The following is a 19,914-nucleotide window of genomic DNA, read 5'->3' on the forward strand; positions in this document are numbered from 1 at the left end:
TTTGCCTGGCGGCTTTAGCGCGGTGGTCCCACCTGACCCCATGCCGAACTCAGAAGTGAAACGCCGTAGCGCCGATGGTAGTGTGGGGTCTCCCCATGTGAGAGTAGGGAACTGCCAGGCATCAAATAAGTGAAAAGGCCATCCGGAAGGATGGCCTTTTTGCGTTTTGGGGTTTTCCTCCTCCCCTGTGAAAGCGGGCATCAGACCGCACTCCACCTCAAAATAAACTCCGCAATGCCATCCACATCATTTAAATCCAGTACCGGTACTTCCAGAGGCAAAGCAACATCACTCGCCACTGCAATCACGTGCTCATCAAGTGTTAACTCGCTGACATCATGCCCGGCACCGCTTCTGAACAGCAGGATCTTAGGCACGGCCTCATGCTTAAACCCCTCAACCAGCACCAGATCCAGCCTGGAATGATCCATTCGACTGACCAGATAAGCGAGATCCAGCGGCGCTTCATCCGGGGTTTCTGTCATCAATGCCCAGCGCTGATTACTCGCCACCATCGTTTGCGCAGCGCCAGCCTTGCGTAGCTCATAGCTATCTTTCCCCGGCTTATCGACATCCATGTTATGGTGCGTGTGCTTAATCAATCCGGGACGAATGCCTTTGGCGCAAAGTGCTGGTATCAGTTTTTTTAGCAGCGTGGTTTTTCCGGTACCACTCCAGGCTGAGATCGCTAAAACGGGTATCATTTCTTCTCCTGCATCATCTGCAAATCTTCCGTGGTGTTCACGTTCACAAACGCAGATTTCATGTCGCTGAAATCAACGGAATGCCCACCGGCCTGGCGCATAAATACCATTACCCGCCGTTCTCCTGCGGCCAGGTAAGCTTCCAGCGCAGCCGTTAACGAGCGGTTCATCAAAGCGATAGTTGGATGATCGCGCTCACCGTCGTGTACCCATACGACGGGAGCATCACCGCGCCGCTGCACCAGACGTTCAACCAGACAAGACGGGATACAGGGCGTATCGCACGAACAAAAGAGAAACCACTCGCCCCGCGACTGCTGCATAACGGAAAGCATTCCCGCCAGCGGACCGGGGTAATCGAGCTGCTTATCCTGATAAACCGGATATCCACTGCGCTGGTAGATGTCGAGATGCCGGTTAGCGCTGATTGCCATCGACGAGACCAGATCTGTCAGCGTATCAGCAACATGCTGCCATAACGGTTTGTCGTTCAGGAGCTGAAGCCCCTTATCTTTTCCGCCCATTCGCGTTGCTCTGCCACCGGCCAGAACGACCCCGATGATTTCCTGGCGTTGATTCACGAATATCGCCTCTTTTATTGTGGGATTGACCCTGCTAACGTGTCTCTCTAAATGAAAGGAGCACTACCATGAAATGTAAACGTCTAAATGAAGTCATTGAACTCCTCCAGCCGGCATGGCAGAAAGAGCCAGAGCTGAATCTGATGCAATTTTTACAGAAACTGGCCAAAGAGTCAGGTTTTGATGGCGAACTGGCAGACCTTTCTGACGACATCCTGATCTACCACCTTAAAATGCGCGACTCAGCTAAAGATGCTGTTATTCCTGGTATTCAGAAAGACTATGAGGAAGATTTTAAAACCGCACTGCTGCGCGCCAGAGGCGTAATTAAAGAGTAAAAGCTTGTAAGCGGAGCCACCGAAATCGCCACAAGATGATATCCTGAATCATTCGTATAATTTCCGGATGATCGGATGAACGACCAGGCTTTTACTTTCCAGACTTTACACCCGGATACCATTATGGATGCGCTGTTCGAGCAGGGTATTCGGGTGGATTCCGGGTTAACCCCTTTAAACAGCTACGAAAACCGCGTCTATCAGTTTCAGGACGAAGAGCGCCAGCGCTTTGTCGTAAAGTTTTACCGCCCGCAGCGCTGGTCCGCACAACAAATTCAGGAAGAGCATCAGTTTGCCCGCGATCTCCTGAATGATGATGTTCCCGTTGCCGCACCGCTCGCATTCAATAACCAAACGCTGTTGACCCATCAGGGGTTTTACTACGCGGTATTTCCGAGCCTGGGTGGAAGACAGTTTGAGGCGGATAATATCGATCAGATGGAATGGGTCGCTCGCTATCTGGGGCGTATTCATCAGACGGGACGTAAAACACCGTTTATGGCCCGTCCGACCATTGGTGTTCAGGAATATCTCATCGAGCCGCGACATATATTCGAAACGTCGACGCTAATTCCGAAGGCGTTAAAGGATAATTTCCTCGCGGCGACCGATAAGCTTATTGATGCCGTAAAAGCCAGCTGGCGAGAGGATATTTCGACGCTGCGTCTGCACGGTGACTGCCACGCCGGGAATATTCTCTGGCGCGACGGCCCGCTATTTGTCGATCTCGACGATGCCCGTATGGGCCCAGCGGTTCAGGATCTGTGGATGTTGCTCAACGGTGATAAAGCCGAGCAGCGCATGCAGCTTGAGACCATAATTGAAGCTTATGAAGAATTTAGCCCCTTTAATTCAGACGAAATTGCCTTGATGGAGCCTTTACGTGCGATGCGTTTTGTTTATTATCTCGCGTGGCTAATCAGGCGTTGGGAAGACCCGGCGTTTCCCCGAAATTTCCCCTGGCTTACCGGGGAGGATTACTGGCGCAACCAGATATCCACATTTACCGAGCAGGTTAAGGTTTTGCAGGAACCACCTTTGCAATTAACGCCGATGTATTAATTGGACACACCCAGGAGAGAGTTAATCATGAAAAAAATTTGGCTGGCGCTGGCTGGTATGATTCTGGCATTTAGCGCATCTGCTGCGCAGTTTACCGACGGCAAGCAGTACATCACGCTGGACAAGCCTGTTGCTGGCGAGCCGCAGGTGCTGGAGTTCTTCTCGTTCTACTGCCCGCACTGCTACGAGTTTGAGCAGGTACTTCATGTTTCTGATAACGTGAAGAAAAAACTGCCGGAAGGCACCAAAATGACCAAATATCACGTTGAGTTCCTTGGCCCGCTGGGTAAAGATCTGACTCAGGCGTGGGCGGTTGCAATTGCGCTGGGTGTGGAAGATAAGATCACCGCGCCAATGTTTGAAGCCGTACAGAAAACCCAGACCGTGCAGACCGCCGCAGATATCCGCAAAGTGTTCGTGGATGCCGGTGTGAAAGGTGAAGACTACGACGCCGCCTGGAACAGTTTTGTGGTGAAATCCCTCGTGGCGCAGCAGGAAAAAGCGGCTTCAGACCTTCAGCTGCAGGGCGTTCCGGCGATGTATGTTAACGGCAAATACCAGGTGAATACGCGTGGTATGGATACGACCAGCATGGATATCTTCGTACAACAGTACGCTGATACCGTGAAGTATCTGGTTGAGAAGAAGTAACAGACATAACGAAAAACGCCGGTCACTGACCGGCGTTTTTGTATGAAGATTTGATACTCGCTATCTGCTCGTCTTTCTCTTTCCAGAGCGTATTAAGCCAAAGCTGGAAACGACGTTTGAAGTTTTTATCGTTTACGTAATCGCCATGCAGTGCCGTGTCGACCGGCACCAGATCAACACGAACAACAATACGCGTCAGCTTGCCGCTCAGCATATCGTAGAACGGCGTCCTGTCGTTCTCGGGATAGCAGAGCGTCACGTTCAGCAGCTTATCGAACTGTGCACCCAGCACGTTGAGCGCCATGGCTATACCCGCCGCCTTTGGCGGCAACAGGTTCTGATAGGGGGAGCGAGTCTGCTGGCGCTTCTCTTCGGTAAAGCGGGACCCTTCAACGAAGTTAACTATCGTCGTGGGATGCGCGCGAAACTTTTCGCAAGAGCGGCGCGTGGTTTCAACATCCTTACCACGGCGTTCCGGATGACGAAGCAAATAGCTGCGCGAATAGCGTTTCATAAACGGCATATCCAGCGCCCAGCAGGCCAACCCAATAAAAGGGACCCAGGCCAGCTGCTGCTTCAGAAAGTACTTATTCATCGGTATGCGTTTGCGAAACAGCACGCACAATACAACGATGTCGGCCCAGCTGTGATGATTGCAGATCAGCAGATACCAGTTCTTTTTGTTCAGCATGTCGAGACCCTGAACATCCCACTTAAGCCAGGGGTTAAGGTGCAGCAGGATCGCCAGCCCTTCACACCAGCAATACATCATAAAATTACAAAAAGCAGAAACCGCGCGCCATACCGCAGGAACAGGCAACAGCAGCTTAATTATTCCGGCAATAATGATCGGCACAGAACAGGCGATGGTAACCAGAATGGTTAAAATGACGCTAAGCAATAATGTTATTGCAGCGAGTATTTTCGACATAATCAGTTTTTTCAGATAGTTAGCTGTAAATGAGCAGCCGGCTATCCGGTGCTGGGTGCCGATCTTATCAGAAATTCGCTCACAGCAGGGCGCTTTCACGCGAAGAGGCGGCGGCCCGTGCCTCATGGCAGCGAATTTATCCATGCAGGAAGCGTGTTTACGTCTTATATCCACAAAGACTAAATAACCATCAGTAAGGGGTGATCTCGCACGATCGTTAATTATTTTATTGATTTTACTAGGTAAATTAAAATAAAACCTCAAACTTAAAGAACTGTTATTCACCTGTATTGAAAATATTCACAAACTTATCCACAGTTTGATTTTGCGAGCGATCTTCACGATCGCAAAATCTTTTCCGCTATCAGGCGCTAAAACCTGATGTTTTCATCCTTCTGTGGCATCCTTTATCCATAAATTAATTAAAGGCACGGACATTATGGTTCAGATCCCAGAAAACCCACTTATACTCGTCGATGGCTCTTCTTACCTTTATCGGGCGTATCATGCGTTTCCTCCTCTGACCAACAGCGCAGGAGAACCTACCGGCGCAATGTACGGCGTGCTGAATATGCTGCGCAGCCTGATTTTGCAGTATCACCCGACGCATGCGGCTGTCGTCTTTGATGCGAAGGGCAAAACCTTCCGCGACGAATTATTCGAACACTACAAATCTCACCGCCCTCCTATGCCTGACGATCTGCGTGCGCAGATTGAACCGCTGCACGCTATGGTGAAAGCAATGGGGCTGCCTTTGCTGGCTGTCTCGGGCGTTGAGGCTGACGACGTGATTGGCACCCTGGCGCGTGAAGCCGAAAAGGCAGGTCGCCCGGTGCTGATCAGTACCGGTGATAAAGACATGGCGCAGCTTGTGACGCCGGGGATCACGCTGATCAACACCATGACCAACACCATTCTGGGCCCGGAAGAAGTTGTCGCCAAATACGGCGTGCCGCCAGAGCTCATTATCGATTTCCTCGCCCTGATGGGTGACTCCTCCGATAACATTCCTGGCGTACCGGGCGTGGGCGAAAAAACGGCTCAGGCGCTGCTGCAAGGGCTGGGCGGGCTGGATACGCTATACGCCGAGCCTGAGAAAATTGCCGGGCTTACCTTCCGTGGCGCAAAAACCATGGCCGGAAAGCTCGCCGATAATAAAGAGGTGGCTTACCTCTCCTATCAGCTGGCCACCATCAAAACCGACGTAGAGCTGGAACTTACCTGCGATCGGCTTGAAGTACAGGAACCCGCCGCCGACGAACTGCTTGGCCTGTTCAGGAAGTATGAATTTAAACGCTGGATCACCGATGTGGAAGGCGGTAAATGGCTCCAGGCTAAAGGAGCGAAACCCGCGGCTAAGCCGAAGGAAACCCTCGTCGTAGATGCCGAAGAAGAGGCAGAAGAAGCGGCGACAGCGCTCTCCTTCGATAACTATGAAACCATTCTCGAAGAGTCACAGCTCGTCGCCTGGATTGAAAAGCTGAAAAAAGCACCGGTATTTGCGTTCGATACCGAAACGGACAGCCTCGATAACATTTCTGCCAATATGGTGGGCCTGTCGTTCGCGACGGAGCCGGGTATTGCAGCCTACGTTCCTGTTGCTCACGACTATCTGGATGCGCCAGAGCAGATCTCGCGCGAGCGCGCCTTAGCGCTGCTGAAGCCAATTCTGGAAGACGAGAAAGCGCTGAAAGTCGGTCAGAACCTGAAATTCGACCGCGGCATTCTGCAAAACTACGGTATCGAACTGCGTGGTATTGCCTTCGACACCATGCTGGAATCCTACATTCTGGACAGCGTGGCGGGCCGTCACGATATGGATTCCTTATCGGACCGTTGGCTGAAGCACAAAACCATTACCTTTGAAGAAATTGCCGGTAAGGGCAAAAATCAGCTGACCTTTAACCAGATTGCGCTGGAAGAAGCAGGCCGCTATGCCGCGGAAGATGCTGACGTTACGCTACAGCTGCACCTGAAGATGTGGCCAAAATTGCAGAAGCACGAAGGGCCTCTGAACGTGTTCCAGAACGTTGAGATGCCGCTGGTGCCCGTGCTGTCCCGCATTGAACGCAACGGCGTTAAAATCGATCCAACGGTGCTGCATAACCACTCTGGCGAACTGGCGCAGCGTTTGACGGAGCTTGAACAGAAAGCGCACGAGCTTGCGGGCGAGGCGTTCAACCTGTCGTCACCGAAACAGCTGCAGACCATCCTGTTTGAAAAGCAGGGTATCAAACCGCTGAAGAAAACCCCGGGCGGCGCGCCTTCAACCTCTGAAGAGGTGCTGGAAGAGCTGGCGCTGGACTACCCGCTGCCAAAAGTTATTCTGCAATACCGTGGCCTGGCGAAGCTAAAATCGACCTACACCGATAAGCTGCCGCTGATGATCAATCCGAAAACGGGCCGCGTGCATACCTCATATCATCAGGCTGTCGCGGCAACCGGGCGACTTTCGTCGACCGATCCTAACCTGCAAAACATCCCGGTGCGTAATGAAGAGGGCCGCCGTATTCGTCAGGCGTTTATCGCGCCAGAAGATTATCTGATTGTCTCCGCGGACTACTCGCAAATTGAACTGCGCATTATGGCGCACCTGTCGCGTGACAAAGGCCTGCTGACGGCATTTGCCGAAGGGAAGGATATCCACCGGGCGACGGCTGCCGAAGTGTTTGGCCTGCCGCTGGACAGCGTGACAAACGAACAGCGTCGTAGCGCAAAAGCGATTAACTTCGGCCTTATTTACGGTATGAGCGCATTTGGCCTTTCACGCCAGCTCAATATTCCGCGTAAAGAGTCGCAGAAGTATATGGATCTCTACTTTGAGCGCTATCCGGGCGTGCTGGAATATATGGAACGTACCCGCGCGCAGGCGAAAGAGAAAGGCTACGTTGAAACGCTGGATGGCCGTCGTCTTTACCTTCCGGACATCAAATCCAGCAACGCGGCGCGCCGCGCTGGCGCTGAACGCGCTGCTATCAATGCCCCGATGCAGGGTACTGCGGCAGACATCATCAAACGTGCAATGATTGCCGTTGATGCCTGGCTGGAAAAAGAGAAACCGCGCGTAAAAATGATCATGCAGGTACACGATGAGCTGGTATTTGAAGTTCATAAAGACGACCTGGAAAAGGTCTCTCAGAAGATCCATGAACTGATGGAAAGCAGCATGAAGCTGGACGTGCCGTTGCTGGTGGAAGTGGGTAGCGGCGAAAACTGGGATCAGGCTCACTAAGCGTTATCGGAATAACGCGCGTTTTATGTAAGTAAGCAACATAAGTACGCGCGTTTTGTGACGATCATTAGAATTCCCTATGTAAAGAATGAAAAAAAACTACAAAAAGTGCTTTTTCAGGCGACAAAAAAAGAGTAGAGTTAACGACGTAGGGTACAGAGGTAAGATGTTCTATCTTTCAGACCTTTTACTTCACGTAATCGGATTTGGCTGAATATTTTAGCCGCCCCAGTCAGTAATGACTGGGGCGTTTTTTATTGCGGCAAAGAAAACGTCAGGCAAAAAAAAGCGCGGTCATCGCCGCGCCCATCGTTACTCTGCTTCCGCTTCTGTCGCCGGTTCGAGATCGTTGAACCAGCTGTCGAGTTTCTGACGCAGCTTGTCCACGCCCTGCTTTTTCAGCGAGGAGAACGGCTCAACCTGCACATCACCGTTGAACGCCAGCACCGCTTCGCGAACCATGTTCACCTGCGCTTTGCGCGCGCCGCTCGCCAGCTTATCCGCTTTTGTCAGCAGCACCAGCACCGCAATATTGCTTGCCACTGCCCAGTCAATCATCTGCTGGTCGAGATCTTTTAGCGGATGGCGGATGTCCATCAGCACCACCAGCCCTTTCAGGCACATGCGTTTTTCCAGGTATTCACCCAGCGCACGCTGCCATTTGATTTTCATCTCTTCCGGCACCTGCGCGTAGCCGTAGCCCGGCAGGTCGACCAGGCGTTTGCCTTCAGCCACTTCAAACAGGTTAATCAGCTGGGTACGGCCAGGTGTTTTTGAGGTACGCGCCAGGTTTTTCTGATTGGTCAGCGTATTCAGGGCGCTGGATTTTCCCGCATTGGAGCGGCCAGCAAATGCCACTTCAATCCCCGTGTCTGAGGGCAGGTGGCGAATATCGGGCGCACTGGTGACAAAATGCGTCTGTTGGTAGTTCCAGGTAGTCACGTGGTCGTCTCCAAAAATCGTAATCTGCGGGGATTATACCTGAATGCGGGCAAAAGGCTTTTCCCATCGTCATTGACGTGTGAGCGTAAACCCTGAGAAATGTGAGACATCCGCTCCTGAGGTTATAAGACATTTAAGAGAAATCGCAGGCCTCAAAAAAGCCAAACCATTTAAATTCAAAGGGTTGATAATGAGTAATATTCTGAAAATCCGGTTTTGTACCTTTTCGTTGCTTGTGCGTTTAGTGAAACAAGGTAAAGTGTGCGCCATGGCGAGGATGCCAACAGGATTACGACTTAAGGACAAGGGTCAGGAGCGCCAGGAGGCGAAGACTCAGGATTGTCAGGATGACCGGCGCCTTGGAGGCGTTTTAACAGGAAACGGAACCGTATCACGGACGGTAGCAGCCAAAGGATAAACAGGGTTTGTTGTAGGTAAACAGGGAATGTGTAACCCGTTAAGGGTTGTGAGTCAGGAAAAAAGGCGACAGATTGCTCTGTCGCCTTTTTTCTTTGCTTGCTTTCTGCTAGATTTCGCCGCAATTCTATACTGAAGAAAACGACTTAAAGATAAAACATCATGAAAAAACCGACCTCCGCAGCGGGCGCGAAACGCCCTGCAAAAGCACGCCGCAAAACGCGCGAAGAACTGAATCAGGAAGCGCGCGATCGCAAACGCGATAAAAAACATCGTGGCCATGCTGCGGGCAGCCGTGCTAACGGTGGCGGTGCCGCGGGCGCTTCTGCAAAAGGCAAACAGCAGAAAGATCCTCGTATCGGCAGTAAAACTCCCATTCCACTGGGCGTGACAGACACCCCGGTCACTAAGCAGCACAAACCAAAGAGCGAGAAACCTATGCTTTCACCGCAGGCTGAGCTGGATTTGCTGGAGAACGATGAGCGCCTGGATGCGCTGCTGGAACGTCTTGAAGAGGGTGAAACCCTGACCGCTGAAGAGCAGACATGGGTGGATGCCAAACTGGATCGCATTGACGAACTGATGCAGAAGCTCGGTCTGTCGTACGACGATGAAGAAGACGAAGAGGAAGACGAAAAGCAGGAAGATATGATGCGTCTCCTGAAAGGTGGAAACTAACATTTGCACCCGGCAGGTACGCTTGCCCTGCTTATAACCCTTCCGGTTATATGTTATCTGGTGTGGTTATTCGTTAAACTACGGCGGTTGTCGCGGCGACAGAAGTGGCTGCGCACCCGAATGATGGCCCGCAACGGAGCCAGAACGGGCCGCCGTATACGAACGCGACACCAACGGAAGGAGTGAGCATGTCTTTACCATCTATCGACTGGGATTTGGCCCTGATCCAGAAATATAACTATTCCGGGCCGCGTTATACCTCATACCCCACCGCGCTGGAGTTCTCCGGGGCTTTCGGCGAGGCGGATTTTCAGCAGGCCGTTGCGCGCTATCCGGAACGCCCGCTGTCGCTCTACGTCCATATTCCGTTCTGCCACAAGCTCTGCTACTTCTGCGGCTGCAATAAAATCGTTACCCGCCAGCAGCATAAAGCCGATCGGTACCTCGATGCGCTCGAGCAGGAAATTGTGCACCGCGCACCGCTGTTTAAAGGACGCCAGGTGAGCCAGCTTCACTGGGGCGGCGGCACGCCAACCTACCTGAATAAAGCGCAAATAAGCCGCCTGATGGCGCTGCTGCGCGGCAACTTCACGTTTAACGACGACGCCGAAATCTCGATCGAGGTTGATCCGCGTGAAATAGAGCTGGATGTACTGGATCACTTACGCAAAGAAGGTTTTAACCGCCTGAGCATGGGCGTGCAGGACTTCAACAAAGAGGTGCAGCGCCTGGTAAACCGCGAGCAGGACGAAGCGTTTATCTTCGCCTTGCTTAACCATGCGCGTGAGATAGGCTTTACCTCGACCAACATTGATCTGATTTACGGCCTGCCGAAGCAGACGCCAGAGAGCTTCGCCTTCACGCTAAAGCGCGTGGCTGAACTCAACCCGGACCGCCTGAGCGTCTTTAACTATGCGCACCTGCCGACGCTGTTCGCTGCTCAGCGCAAAATCAAAGATGCGGATCTGCCCTCCGCTCAGCAGAAGCTGGATATTCTGCAGGAAACCATCGCATCGCTGACAGAAGCGGGCTATCAGTTTATCGGCATGGATCACTTTGCCCGCCCGGATGACGAGCTGGCAATTGCCCAGCGTGAGGGCGTGCTCCACCGCAACTTCCAGGGCTATACCACCCAGGGCGACACCGATCTGCTCGGAATGGGCGTCTCCGCCATCAGCATGATCGGTGACAGCTATGCCCAGAACCAGAAAGAGCTGAAGCTTTACTACCAGCAGGTAGACGACACCGGCAATGCGCTGTGGCGCGGCATTGCGTTAACCCGCGATGACTGCATTCGCCGTGACGCGATCAAGGCGCTTATCTGCAACTTCCGTCTTGAGTTCAGCGACGTGGAGACGCAGTGGGATCTGACGTTCAGCGATTATTTTGCGGATGACCTGAAGCTTCTGGCGCCGCTGGCGAAAGACGGGCTGGTGGATGTGTCGGAGAGCGCGGTGGAGGTCACGCCGAAAGGGCGCCTTCTGATTCGTAATATCTGCATGTGCTTTGACGCGTATCTGCGCCAGAAGGCGCGTATGCAGCAGTTCTCGCGGGTGATTTAAGGCGCAAAGCCGGGTAAGCGAAGCCGCCACCCGGCTTTTCATCTGCAACGCGCTAGCTAAACAGCCCAACCAGCGCCGCGCACAATACCGCAGCAACGGCGGTTTGCGGCGTGTGGCTTTCAGCTGCTCCGCTCGACAGTAAAGACACTAGTGATTCCAGCATGATGGTCCCCCCAAATTTCCGGGCACGATCATACAAAACTCATCGGAACAGTAAAGCGCAAAATAACGACAGTTTGCGCTCAATTAATCATCTTTACACAGCGGTAACGATCACTCCATGCCCAGCTCTTTCAGCTTGCGCGTCAGGGTGTTTCGGCCCCATCCCAGCAGGCGAGCCGCTTCCTGCTTGTGTCCCTGCGTATGGCGAAGCGCGGTGGTCAGCAGCGTGCGCTCCATTTCAGGCTGAGCCTCAGAAAGCAGGTTTTGATGACCGGAACGCAGCGCGCGATCCGCCCACTGCGCCAGCAGCGTCGCCCAGCTGTCCGGCAGCGCGTGTCCGGTACTGCTTTCCGGCACGGTGGCTTCAAACAGCTCTGCCGGTAAATCCTGAATCAATACTTCCTGTCCGGCGGCCATCACCGTCAGCCAGCGGCAGGTATTTTCCAGCTGACGCACGTTGCCCGGCCACGCCAGACGGGTGAGGGCAGCATCGGTTTCCGGGTGAAGCTGCTTGGCTTCTACGCCCAGCTCGCGGGCTGCCACCTGCAGGAAGTGGCGCGCCAGGCGCGGAATATCTTCCCGGCGCTCGCGCAGCGGCGGCAGATGAACGCGGATCACGTTCAGGCGATGGAAAAGATCCTCACGGAATTTCCCCTCCTGCACCCGCAGCTCCAGGTTCTGGTGCGTCGCGGCGATAATACGCACGTCCACCTTCACCGGCGCATAGCCGCCCACGCGATAAAACTGGCCATCCGCCAGCACGCGCAGCAGACGGGTCTGGACATCCAGCGGCATATCGCCGATTTCATCGAGGAAAAGCGTGCCGCCGTCCGCCTGTTCAAAGCGCCCCTGACGAATGGTATTCGCCCCGGTAAACGCCCCTTTTTCGTGGCCGAACAGCTCAGATTCAATCAAATCCTTCGGGATCGCCGCCATGTTCAGGGCGATAAAAGGCGCTTTCGCCCGCGGGCTGTGGCGATGCAGGGCGTGAGCCACCAGCTCTTTACCGGTCCCGGATTCGCCATTAATCAATACGCTGATGGATGAACGCGACAGGCGGCCGATGATGCGAAACACGTCCTGCATGGCCGGCGCTTCACCGATGATGTCCGTCGTTGGCCCAAAGTCGGGAGCGTTGCGGGGCTGCTGTTGCTCCTGATAGTGGCTGATAGCGCGCTCAACCAGCGCAACGGCTTCGTCAATATCAAACGGTTTTGGCAGGTAATCAAACGCGCCCTGCTGGTACGCGCTAACGGCGGCATCCAGGTCGGAGTGGGCGGTCATTATGATGACCGGAAGCATCGGGTGGCGCTGTTTGATCTGCTTTAAGAGCGCCAGCCCGTCCATCCCCGGCATGCGAATATCCGAGAGCAGCACGTCCGGCGTTTTGGTGGTGAGCGCGTCGAGCACCTCGCTGCCGCTCTCAAACGTCGTGCAGCTTAATCCCGCTCCTGTGAGCGCGCGTTCAAGCACCCAACGGATGGAGCTATCGTCATCGACTACCCAGACTATCCCTCGTTGCATAAACGTCACCTTTATTTTTTAATCGGCAGGAAAACCGAGAACTCGGTATGTCCCGGCCAACTGGTAAATTCAATTTTGCCGGAGTGTTGGTCAATCAGGTTACGGGCAATGGATAAGCCCAGCCCGGTACCGCCTTCGCGACCGCTGACCATCGGATAAAAGAGCGTATCCTGCAGCTGCGGCGGAATACCCGGCCCGTTATCTTCCACGTCAATACGTGCCGCCAGGCGATAGCGAACGCCGTGCAGCGTCAGCTGGAACGCGGTGCGGGTACGCAGAATGATTTCGCCACCCTCCGGGCCCAGCGCCTGCAACGCGTTACGCACGATGTTTAGCAGCACCTGCTCAATCTGGTCCGGATCGTGCGCCAGCTCGGGGAGGCTTGGGTCGTAATCACGCACCAGCGTGACGTTGTCCGGCAGCTCCATCGAGACGAGTTTCACCACCCGCTCAGCGACCTTGTGAATGCTTTCCGATACGTGCATCCCCGGCTGCTGCGGCCCGAGCAGCCGGTCGACCAGATTACGCAGACGGTCCGCCTGCTCAATAATGACGTTGGTATACTCCGCCAGCGCGGGGTCGGGCAGCGCTTTGGTCAGAAGTTGCGCCGCACCGCGTAAGCCGCCCAGCGGGTTTTTGATCTCATGGGCCAGCCCGCGCACCAGGTCGCGCGCCGCAATCTGCTGCGCATGCTGAAGCTGCTCCTGGCTGAGACGACGCTGGTTATCCATCGGCGCCATTTCCAGCAGGATCAGGCCGTCCGGCAGACGCTGTGCCGTGAGGGACAAAATATGCGAGCGTCCGTCGATCACCAGCGTCACTTCGTTATCGGTAAACCCCTGGCCCGCCTGCAAACTCTCGCGCATCAGGCCGATATTCAGCGAGAAATAGCTCAGCAGTTCCGGCAGCGGCGTGCCAAACAGCTTTCGTGAGCTTTGGGCGAGCAGCTGCTGCGCCGCCGGGTTGGCGTAATGCACTGCCAGCTCGTCGTCGACCAGCAGGATGCTGTTAATCAAAGAATTGAGGATCTGCCCAGCATCGGGCAGCGTGCCAGTTGCCATTCAGCAGTCTCCTAGAGTTGTTGCACTATTTTAGTGCAGTATAGCGTTTTAGAGGTAAAAAGCGCGTGAGATCAGGTTGTTGGTGGAGAAAAAAGCCCATCCGAAGATGGGCTAAAGTTTCCACGGCAACTACCCCCGACGCGAAAACGCCGGGTAAAACAAATCAGTTAAACGCTGTAGTACAGCTCGAACTCAACCGGGTGCGGCGTCATGCGAACGCGGTCGTTTTCTTCGGTACGCAGCGCGATGTAAGCGTCGATAGCTTCATCGGTGAACACGCCGCCAGCGGTCAGGAACTCGCGGTCTGCGTCCAGCGCCTGGAGGGCTTCTTCCAGAGAGCCGGCAACCTGTGGGATCTCTTTCGCTTCTTCTGGCGGCAGGTCGTACAGGTTTTTATCCATCGCTTCGCCCGGGTGGATCTTGTTCTTGATACCGTCCAGGCCTGCCATCAGCAGCGCTGCGAAGCACAGGTATGGGTTAGCCGCCGGGTCCGGGAAGCGCACTTCAATACGACGCGCTTTCGGAGATGCCACCACCGGGATACGGATAGAAGCAGAACGGTTACGGGCAGAGTACGCCAGCATTACTGGTGCTTCGTAGCCAGGGACCAGACGCTTGTAGGAGTTAGTGGTTGGGTTCGCCAGGGCGTTGATCGCTTTAGCGTGTTTGATAACACCACCGATGTAGTGCAGCGCCTGCTCGGACAGACCCGCGTACTTGTCGCCAGAGAACAGGTTAGTACCGTTCTTGGACAGGGACATGTGGCAGTGCATGCCGGAACCGTTGTCGCCAAACATTGGTTTTGGCATGAAGGTCGCGGTTTTACCGAAACGGTGCGCAACGTTGTGCACAACGTATTTGTAGATCTGAATCTCGTCCGCTTTTTTGGTCATGGTGTTGAAGCGGGTGGCGATTTCGTTCTGGCCAGCCGTTGCCACTTCATGGTGGTGCGCTTCAACAACCAGGCCCATCTCTTCCATGATCAGACACATGGTAGAACGGATGTCCTGTGAAGAATCGACCGGAGGAACCGGGAAGTAACCGCCTTTCACGCCTGGACGGTGACCTTTGTTACCACCTTCGTATTTGGTGGAAGAGTTCCATGCGCCTTCGATGTCGTCGATAGCCACGTGGGAACCGGAGATGGTCGCGCCGAAACGGATGTCGTCGAACAGGAAGAACTCTGGCTCTGGCCCGAACAGAACGGTGTCCGCGATGCCGGTAGAACGCAGGTACTCTTCAGCACGTTTTGCGATGGAGCGTGGATCGCGGTCGTAGCCCTGCAGCGTGCCTGGTTCCAGGATATCGCAGCGGATGATCAGCGTAGGCTCTTCGAAGAACGGGTCAATGAGCGCGGTGGTAGCGTCTGGCATCAGAACCATGTCGGATTCGTTAATGCCTTTCCAGCCACCAATGGAGGAGCCGTCAAACATTTTGCCTTCTTCAAAGAATTCGGCGTTCACCTGATGAGCAGGGATAGTGACGTGCTGTTCTTTACCTTTGGTATCGGTGAAGCGCAGATCAACAAACTTCACTTCATGTTCGTTCAGCATCGTCAAAACGTGTTCAGCGGACATACTTAACTCTCCAGATTGGTCATTGTCGTCGTGGTAACGAGGTCTTCAAATCGGCTGGGCTGCCATATTTTTACTGTATTTCTGTAAAGCGAAATCTGTGCCAACTTTTAAAACACCCCAAAAAGGCGTTATCATGCGCACCATAGTGCAGAAGGGCTGCACCACATTGGATTCTTTGCACCATTATAGTGCTTCGATGTGAACATTGAGCACCATATTGGTGCAATTTACGTTAAAGTGCCCTTTTACCGCTCCGTGAAAGCGATCACAAAGCATCTCTGCAATACTTGTTTGCGGGGGATGTTTGTGATCCTGTTTTGTAGTGCGATTAATCCGTGTACAATAACGCGCTATTTCTAAATGCCTGAGGCAAAGTTGTGATCGAAAAATTGCGTAATATCGCCATCATCGCGCACGTCGACCATGGTAAAACTACCCTGGTTGATAAGCTGCTGCAGCAGTCCGGTACGTTTGATGCTCGTGCCGAAACTCAAGAGCGTGTGATGGACTCCAACGATTTGGAGAAAGAGCGTGGGATTACCATCCTCGCCAAAAACACCGCTATCAAATGGAATGACTACCGTATCAACATCGTTGATACCCCAGGGCACGCCGACTTCGGTGGTGAAGTTGAGCGCGTGATGTCCATGGTGGATTCCGTGCTGCTGGTGGTTGACGCATTTGACGGCCCGATGCCGCAAACGCGCTTCGTGACCAAAAAAGCATTTGCCCACGGCCTGAAACCTATCGTTGTTATCAACAAGGTAGACCGTCCAGGCGCGCGTCCTGACTGGGTTGTTGACCAGGTATTCGACCTGTTCGTTAACCTCGACGCGACCGACGAACAGCTGGACTTCCCTATCGTTTACGCGTCTGCGCTGAACGGTATTGCCGGTCTGGATCACGAAGACATGGCTGAAGACATGACTCCGCTGTACCAGACGATTGTTGACCGTGTTCCTGCGCCAAACGTTGACCTGGAAGGCACGCTGCAAATGCAGATCTCCCAGCTCGACTACAACAACTACGTTGGCGTTATCGGCATCGGCCGTATCAAGCGCGGTAAAGTGAAGCCTAACCAGCAGGTCACTATCATCGATAGCGAAGGCAAAACCCGTAACGGTAAAGTCGGTAAAGTACTGACTCACCTGGGACTTGAGCGTATCGAGAGCGACATCGCTGAAGCTGGCGACATCATCGCCATCACCGGTCTGGGTGAACTGAACATCTCCGACACCATCTGCGATCCGCAGAACGTTGAAGCGCTGCCAGCCCTGTCCGTTGATGAACCAACCGTATCCATGTTCTTCAACGTCAACACCTCTCCGTTCTGTGGTAAAGAAGGTAAGTTTGTTACCTCTCGTCAGATCCTTGACCGCCTGAACAAAGAGCTGGTGCACAACGTTGCGCTGCGCGTTGAAGAAACGGAAGACGCTGATGCCTTCCGCGTTTCCGGTCGTGGCGAACTGCACCTGTCAGTTCTGATCGAAAACATGCGTCGTGAAGGTTTCGAGATGGCGGTTTCCCGTCCGAAAGTTATCTTCCGCGAAATCGATGGCCGTAAACAAGAGCCATTCGAGAACGTGACGCTGGACGTTGAAGAGCAGCACCAGGGTTCTGTAATGCAGGCGCTGGGCGAGCGTAAAGGCGACCTGAAAAACATGAATCCAGATGGCAAAGGCCGCGTACGTCTCGACTACGTGATCCCAAGCCGTGGCCTGATCGGCTTCCGTTCTGAGTTCATGACCATGACGTCCGGTACCGGTCTGCTGTACTCCACCTTCAGCCACTACGACGACGTTCGTCCGGGCGAAGTGGGCCAGCGTAACAATGGCGTACTGATCTCCAACGGTCAGGGTAAAGCGGTTGCGTTTGCGCTGTTCGGTCTGCAGGATCGCGGTAAGCTGTTCCTGGGTCACGGTGCTGAAGTTTACGAAGGCCAGATCATCGGTATTCACAGCCGTTCTAACGACCTGACGGTAAACTGCCTGACCGGTAAGAAACTGACCAACATGCGTGCGTCCGGTACTGACGAAGCAACGGTTCTGGTTCCACCGATCAAGATGACCCTGGAGCAGGCTCTGGAATTCATCGATGACGACGAGCTGGTAGAAGTGACGCCTCAGTCAATTCGTATCCGTAAACGTCACCTGACCGAGAACGATCGTAAACGTGCTATGCGCGGTGCGAAAGAAGAGTAATTCGGTTATGCCGTAGGCCGGGGAAGCGCGTGCGCCACCCGGCAGGTTAAAAAGCCGCTGAGAGATCAGCGGCTTTTTTTATTAAAACGAATAGCGTAACCCCAGGCGAATCCGGTACTGCTCCCGGTTGTAATCATTCCATCTGTCCAGCCACTGAAGCTCGAGGTACGGCAGCCAGTTTCTGTCGATCCTGTAGCTGAACTTGTTGGTGATTTCCCAGTGATGGTCTTTGCCATTTTTGCTGTGGTAATCATTTACCCGCTGGAAAAAGTGCGGCTCAAAGGTGTAGAAAAACGCCTCCGTCACTTTGAAATTCCAGTAGTTAGCAAATTCGTGCGTGTCGTTCTTGTCCATCTGCCCGTTATAGTCCGGCGTGTCGTAGTTGTTATGGTTAAAGCGATAGCGGAACGTCAGGTTGAACCCGTCCGTAAATTTGTAGTTGGTATCTAAATAGACCGCACCGCCGGACCCTGCGCTGCTGTCGTTAATCAATCCGCCGGGCTGGAAGGTAAGTTTGTCGGTTGGTTTAAAGAGCGGATACCACCCCTCTATTTCGTTATAGCTGTGCTTCAGCTCATCCCATTTCCCCACGTTATAGGCGTTGGTGAACATCAGCCCCGCGCCCATATCGAAGTTATAGCCGGCGCGCAGGATAACTTCGTGCAGCTCAGAGGCCGTATTGTATGCTTCGCGGGTTTCGACATAAGCCCCGGCAAATACCGGGCAGGACACAGACGACACGATCAGTACAGTGATGATTCTTTTCATAATTTGTCCATGTATCAGGTACAGAAAGGCCTCCCTCCTGATTAACAGGAAGGAAATACTGGCCGGTTTTATTGTTATAAAGTGACTGCTGACGCTTTATTGTTGTTGGTTATCTCAGGGGGATGTGCTGATTCTTTTTTCCGTTTTCCAATCTCCTCAATAATAAAGGCGAAGCGCGCTTCGTTGAGTTTATAAAACAGCCCCATGGTCACGGCGGCAACTATCGCCAGGCCGCACGGCCAGAGGAAAATCAGCTGACGCAGGCCCAGCAGCGTGCCTGCGCTCTGTACCGCATGGGGAACGTAGCCAATCTGGGTCAGCATGATGCCGGGCAGAAAACCGGCGAGGGCCGCGGAGATTTTGCGCGAGAAGGTATAGCCGGTATAAACCGACCCCTCGGCGCGAATGCCGGTTTTCCACTCGCCGTAATCGACGGTATCCGGCACCAGCGCCCAGTTCAGGCTGTTAACAAACGCGGTGCCGAAAAAGGCCATGCAGGAAAACAGCACGAACAGCAGGGAGCTGGACCCCCAGAAGAAGTTCAGCACGTCGCCTACCGCCCATAGCGCCAGCCCGCCCAGATAGACCGGCTTCTTGCCAAAGCGCTTTACCGCGCCGGGTACCAGAAACACGCCAATCAGAATGCAGCCCATGCTGAAAAAGCCCATCCACGACAGCAGATGCAGATCGTTCAGCACGTATTGGGTGTAATAGACCTGGATCGCCAGCTTGATGTTAAACGCGGCGAGGGTGCACAGGTTGGCGATACACAGCACCAGCAGCGGCGGATTGCGGAAAATCGCGCAGAACGACTTCAGAATACCCGGCTTATGGTGATCGGGCGCGATCTCCACGTAGCGCTCTTTTACCCCGCTGTAGCACCACCACATGCAGAACAGGCCGCCGGTGACAAACACCAGCGCGGCCACCAGATAGCCGAGGGAGGGCTGGCTGACAAACAGCGCCTGGATGGGCATAAAGCCGACGGTGCAAAGCAGCAGCCCCACCGTTGCGCCGCCCTGACGCCACGCCGCAAGCTGCGCGCGCTCGTTCGGGTTTTTGGTGATGGCAGGGACCATTGCACCGTAGGCGCAGTTCATCAGGCTGTAGCAGAGGCCAAACATCATGAAGAGCACGGTGGCGAGGGCCGTTTTCACCGTCAGGCTAAAGTCGTTGGCCATAAACTGCGCCGCGGCGACCAGCGCCACCGGGACGGAGGCGTACAGAATAAACGGCCGGAATTTTCCCCGCGCGCCGATATTACGCCGGGAGTCCAGCAGCACGCCGGTCAGCATGTCGGTGAACGCGGTAAAAAACTTCGCCACCAGGAAAATAATGCCGCCATAGAACGCGGGCATGCTCAGCTCGTCCGTGTAAAACTTCAGCAGATACAACGTGCCAATACAGAGCATCAGATTCGAGCCAAAATCGCCCATCCCGTAGGCGCACTTCTCTCGCAGGCTCAGTTTCAAGGTTAACGGATCAGTATTGTGTGTCATGGTCGATCCTCAGAGCGCCGCGCA

Annotated in this window: 18 protein-coding genes and 1 rRNA gene; 9 read left to right on the forward strand and 10 right to left on the reverse strand. The window is 54.0% G+C overall.

Annotated elements, in window-relative coordinates; translation table 11 throughout:
• The first annotated feature begins 4 nt into the window (after positions 1-4).
• A 5S ribosomal RNA gene (gene rrf / locus OWK27_RS18585) occupies positions 5-120 on the forward strand.
• Positions 121-200: 80 nt separating this feature from the next.
• Here rrf and mobB read toward each other — a convergent pair.
• On the reverse strand, positions 201-704 hold the full coding sequence (gene mobB, locus OWK27_RS18590) for a molybdopterin-guanine dinucleotide biosynthesis protein MobB (RefSeq protein ID WP_267590951.1): 504 nt from the start codon (positions 702-704) through the stop codon (positions 201-203).
• Positions 701-1,285: a molybdenum cofactor guanylyltransferase MobA gene (gene mobA / locus OWK27_RS18595; protein WP_267590952.1), complete on the reverse strand. Its 585-nt coding sequence runs from the start codon at positions 1,283-1,285 to the stop codon at positions 701-703. Before mobA ends, mobB begins: the two co-directional genes overlap by 4 nt.
• 68 nt (positions 1,286-1,353) lie before the next feature.
• On the opposite strand from mobA, the gene OWK27_RS18600 reads away from it, so the two are divergent.
• The 3 genes from OWK27_RS18600 (at position 1,354) to dsbA (ending at position 3,336) form a co-directional block, all read left to right on the forward strand.
• A complete protein-coding gene (locus tag OWK27_RS18600) occupies positions 1,354-1,623 on the forward strand; it encodes a YihD family protein (protein ID WP_003861904.1) in 270 nt (89 codons plus the stop codon).
• Positions 1,624-1,698: 75 nt separating this feature from the next.
• The gene (locus OWK27_RS18605; protein ID WP_267590953.1) at positions 1,699-2,685 is read left to right on the forward strand and encodes a serine/threonine protein kinase; all 987 of its coding nucleotides are present in this window, start codon (positions 1,699-1,701) and stop codon (positions 2,683-2,685) included.
• Positions 2,686-2,712: 27 nt separating this feature from the next.
• Positions 2,713-3,336 (forward strand): thiol:disulfide interchange protein DsbA, encoded by a 624-nt coding sequence (gene dsbA / locus OWK27_RS18610; RefSeq protein ID WP_148422553.1) that lies wholly within the window; start codon positions 2,713-2,715, stop codon positions 3,334-3,336.
• A gap of 22 nt (positions 3,337-3,358) precedes the next feature.
• Here the strand turns inward: dsbA and OWK27_RS18615 are convergent, their stop codons facing one another.
• On the reverse strand, positions 3,359-4,267 hold the full coding sequence (locus OWK27_RS18615) for an acyltransferase (RefSeq protein WP_193355932.1): 909 nt from the start codon (positions 4,265-4,267) through the stop codon (positions 3,359-3,361).
• 439 nt (positions 4,268-4,706) lie between these two features.
• On the opposite strand from OWK27_RS18615, the gene polA reads away from it, so the two are divergent.
• The gene (polA, locus tag OWK27_RS18620; protein WP_193355931.1) at positions 4,707-7,499 is read left to right on the forward strand and encodes a DNA polymerase I; all 2,793 of its coding nucleotides are present in this window, start codon (positions 4,707-4,709) and stop codon (positions 7,497-7,499) included.
• Between the two features lie 312 nt (positions 7,500-7,811).
• On the opposite strand, the gene yihA is transcribed toward polA, so the two are convergent.
• Complete coding sequence (gene yihA, locus OWK27_RS18625; protein WP_267590954.1) at positions 7,812-8,441, reverse strand: ribosome biogenesis GTP-binding protein YihA/YsxC; 630 nt, start codon at positions 8,439-8,441, stop codon at positions 7,812-7,814.
• A 190-nt stretch (positions 8,442-8,631) separates the two neighbouring features.
• Between yihA and OWK27_RS18630 the strand changes: the two genes are divergently transcribed.
• From OWK27_RS18630 to hemN, 3 genes are all read left to right on the forward strand, one after another.
• Positions 8,632-8,859, forward strand: coding sequence for a hypothetical protein (locus OWK27_RS18630; RefSeq protein ID WP_176678614.1), 228 nt, complete (start codon positions 8,632-8,634; stop codon positions 8,857-8,859).
• 161 nt (positions 8,860-9,020) lie between these two features.
• Positions 9,021-9,536: a Der GTPase-activating protein YihI gene (gene yihI / locus OWK27_RS18635; protein ID WP_148422548.1), complete on the forward strand. Its 516-nt coding sequence runs from the start codon at positions 9,021-9,023 to the stop codon at positions 9,534-9,536.
• 188 nt (positions 9,537-9,724) lie between these two features.
• Complete coding sequence (hemN, locus tag OWK27_RS18640; protein WP_267590955.1) at positions 9,725-11,098, forward strand: oxygen-independent coproporphyrinogen III oxidase; 1,374 nt, start codon at positions 9,725-9,727, stop codon at positions 11,096-11,098.
• Positions 11,099-11,150: 52 nt separating this feature from the next.
• Here the strand turns inward: hemN and OWK27_RS18645 are convergent, their stop codons facing one another.
• The 4 genes from OWK27_RS18645 to glnA all read right to left on the reverse strand — a co-directional run bounded on the left by OWK27_RS18645 (position 11,151) and on the right by glnA (position 15,422).
• The gene (locus tag OWK27_RS18645; protein ID WP_148422545.1) at positions 11,151-11,261 is read right to left on the reverse strand and encodes a YshB family small membrane protein; all 111 of its coding nucleotides are present in this window, start codon (positions 11,259-11,261) and stop codon (positions 11,151-11,153) included.
• A 110-nt stretch (positions 11,262-11,371) separates the two neighbouring features.
• Positions 11,372-12,784, reverse strand: a complete 1,413-nt coding sequence (gene glnG / locus OWK27_RS18650; RefSeq protein WP_148422544.1) for a nitrogen regulation protein NR(I) — start codon at positions 12,782-12,784, stop codon at positions 11,372-11,374.
• Between the two features lie 11 nt (positions 12,785-12,795).
• Entirely contained in the window at positions 12,796-13,845 is a 1,050-nt protein-coding gene (glnL, locus tag OWK27_RS18655; RefSeq protein WP_148422543.1) for a nitrogen regulation protein NR(II), read from the reverse strand.
• Between the two features lie 167 nt (positions 13,846-14,012).
• Positions 14,013-15,422, reverse strand: coding sequence for a glutamate--ammonia ligase (glnA, locus tag OWK27_RS18660; protein ID WP_040077943.1), 1,410 nt, complete (start codon positions 15,420-15,422; stop codon positions 14,013-14,015).
• Positions 15,423-15,799: 377 nt separating this feature from the next.
• On the opposite strand from glnA, the gene typA reads away from it, so the two are divergent.
• Complete coding sequence (gene typA, locus OWK27_RS18665) at positions 15,800-17,623, forward strand: ribosome-dependent GTPase TypA (protein WP_006808726.1); 1,824 nt, start codon at positions 15,800-15,802, stop codon at positions 17,621-17,623.
• A gap of 81 nt (positions 17,624-17,704) precedes the next feature.
• Here typA and ompL read toward each other — a convergent pair whose 3' ends face one another.
• The gene (gene ompL, locus OWK27_RS18670; RefSeq protein WP_148422542.1) at positions 17,705-18,391 is read right to left on the reverse strand and encodes a porin OmpL; all 687 of its coding nucleotides are present in this window, start codon (positions 18,389-18,391) and stop codon (positions 17,705-17,707) included.
• A 74-nt stretch (positions 18,392-18,465) separates the two neighbouring features.
• A complete protein-coding gene (locus tag OWK27_RS18675) occupies positions 18,466-19,890 on the reverse strand; it encodes an MFS transporter (RefSeq protein WP_267590956.1) in 1,425 nt (474 codons plus the stop codon).
• Positions 19,891-19,914: the final 24 nt, after the last annotated feature.

The sequence above is a fragment of the Enterobacter cloacae complex sp. 2022EL-00788 genome (assembly GCF_026627565.1).
GTDB lineage: Bacteria > Pseudomonadota > Gammaproteobacteria > Enterobacterales > Enterobacteriaceae > Enterobacter > Enterobacter pasteurii.